Source organism: Pseudomonadota bacterium, assembly GCA_039815145.1.
Taxonomy (GTDB): Bacteria; Pseudomonadota; Gammaproteobacteria; order Steroidobacterales; family JBCBZW01; genus JBCBZW01.
Map to the genome: position 1 here is coordinate 1 of JBCBZW010000276.1, position 2,397 is coordinate 2,397.

The window sequence follows — 2,397 nt, forward strand, 5'->3', positions numbered from 1 at the left end:
CCACCCCGCGATGATCGCGGCCGAGCCCGTCAAGACCACCACCACCCTCGCCGCCTGCCTGGCCCTCAAGGTGCTACGCGACTCCTGGTACGTCGCCTTGGAACGGCTCGTCACCGGATCACGGGGAGCCACCTCATGACACCTGGTAAAGTTGTTCACCTTCTGCGCGACACGCGGCTCGGCGGCGTCACGCGGATGATCCACACCCTGGTCGACGGCGGCGCCCTGGCCGATATCGACCAGTCCCTTCACGCCGTCGACGATCCCCGCGGCTGGTGCGCCGCCTCTCGCGGCGCCGGCACCATCGTGCTGCACGACTCCCTGAGCTGGCGCCTGTTGCCGTGGCTGTTCCTGCTGCGCCTGCGGCGCCCGCGGGCCAGAATCATCCTCGTCGAACACTCCTACTGTGCGGGCTTCGAACACCATTGCGTGCCCGTGCGGGGTCGCTTCCGATCGATGCTCGCCCTGTCTTACGCCCTGGTCGACAAGGTGGTCGCCGTCAGTGCCGCCCAACAGCGCTGGATGCTCGACGCCCGCCTGCTGCCCGCGCGCAAGCTCCAGGTCATCTACCCGCACCTCGACTACTCGCGCCTGCTTCGGCTGGAACCCCCCGCCTGCACGCGCCGCCTGCGCATCGGCGCTATCGGTCGCTTGCACGAACAGAAGGGATTCGATCGCCTGATTCACGCTGTGAGCGCGCTCGGACGACGGGATGTGGAGGTGCTCATCGCCGGCGACGGCCCCCAGATCGACAGGCTCAAGGCCCTTGCCCACGGCTTGCCGCAGGTGCGCTTCTACGGGCGCACCGACGATATCGCCCGCTTCATGCAGCAGGTGGACCTGGTGGTCGTGCCCTCGCGCTACGAGCCCTTCGGCATCGTTGCGGCCGAGGCGCGCGCGGCCGGTCGGCCGATTCTGGTGGCGGCCAACGACGGCCTCGCGGAACAGGTCACGCCCGGCACCGGGTGGGTAATCGAGAACGACACGGTGCAGGCCTTGGTCGAGGCGCTGGACGCGATACCGGCGAGGCGCGAGCTGCGCGCGGCGGGGGCGCTGGCCCGGGAGAGCCTTACCGGGGAGTACGAGGTGTCGATGCACCGGTGGCGCCGACTCCTCACGGCGCCCTAGGAACTCGCGTCAGGCTCCGCTTCCCCCAGGCGAACGCCCTCGGACACCACCGCCTCGATCGCCCCACCGCTCACCACGTGCGGCACCCACTTGGCGATCGGCGTGGTCGGCGGCACATCGCGCGCCGTGAGGTAGCCGACCCATCCGTCGCGCGCGCCCCGCTTCACCGTGTACAGCGCTTGATCGGCGAGGGCCACCACCTCCTCCCAGGCGCAGGCAGCCGGTCGGTCCGCCTGCAACGGGTAAGCCGAGAATCCGATCGAGCAGGTGCAGCTGACGCTCCCCTCGGTCAGGGAGAAGGGCGTGTCCGCCACCGCACGACGAATGCGCTCGGCAATCGCTGCCGCGCCCTCGCGATTCACGAAGCGCGCCACCAACAGGAATTCCTCCCCGCCCCAGCGCACCACGAAATCGCCCTGGCGAAACACACGTTCCAGGCGACGACTCACCTCCACCAGCACCGCATCACCCGCGGCGTGACCTCGCTCATCGTTGATCGTCTTGAAGTGATCCAGGTCGACCAGGAAGAAGACCAGGTCGGCGTTTGCCGGCGCCTCACGGTTAAGCCGCGCGTCCTCGTGGAGGCGCAGGGCGCGGGCGGCGTCCACCTCGATGTGGCGCTCCAGAAAGCGACGGTTCGCAAGGCCCGTCATCGTATCCGTTAGGCTCGCGCGATCCACCGCTGCGTACGCGCGCTCGAGTTCCGCATGGCGCTCGCGAAGCGCACTCGTCTTCTCCGCCACTTCCGCACGCAAGCGCTCCGCCTGGCGCTGCGCCGCCAGACGTCCATACACGAGGAAGCTCAGGGCGCACAGCACCAGCACGGTACCCGCCCAAATAAACCGTTGGGTCGCTTCTTGTTCCAGCTTGAGGCGAGCGATGGCCTCCTCCCGTTCGACCGTCTCCAGGCGCTGCGCTTGGCGCTCGAACTCCACCTCGCTCTGGAGCGCGGCGAGCACCGCCGTCCTGCGCACGTCGAAGAGCTCCTGCTCCAGCGCCACCCGTGCCTCCAAGGCCTCGAGGGCCGGCGTCGGCTGGCCGGCCTTGGCCAGCACGCGAGCCAGGCGTGTGTAGAGCTCCACCACCCGATACTGTTCCTGTTGCGCCTGCGCGTCCTGCAGGGCGAGGTTCAGATGCTCGACCGCGACGTCGTAGCGCGCCTCGCCCTCCGCCAGCTCCGCGAGGGAAATCCGGGCCAGGACGATGAGGCGAGGCCAGGGCGCTTCCAGGGCGCGCACGAGGGCGCTCTCCAAGGGGTCGCGGGCGGCG

2 protein-coding genes are annotated in these 2,397 nt (G+C 69.3%); one reads left to right on the plus strand and one right to left on the minus strand.

The window, feature by feature from the left end:
• The first annotated feature begins 135 nt into the window (after positions 1–135).
• Positions 136–1,128, plus strand: coding sequence for a glycosyltransferase (locus AAF184_25710; GenBank protein ID MEO0425752.1), 993 nt, complete (start codon positions 136–138; stop codon positions 1,126–1,128).
• On the opposite strand, the gene AAF184_25715 is transcribed toward AAF184_25710, so the two are convergent.
• A partial coding sequence (locus AAF184_25715; GenBank protein ID MEO0425753.1) for a GGDEF domain-containing protein occupies positions 1,125–2,397 on the minus strand: 1,273 nt, incomplete at its 5' end. The two genes, AAF184_25710 and AAF184_25715, sit on opposite strands and share 4 nt — an antisense overlap.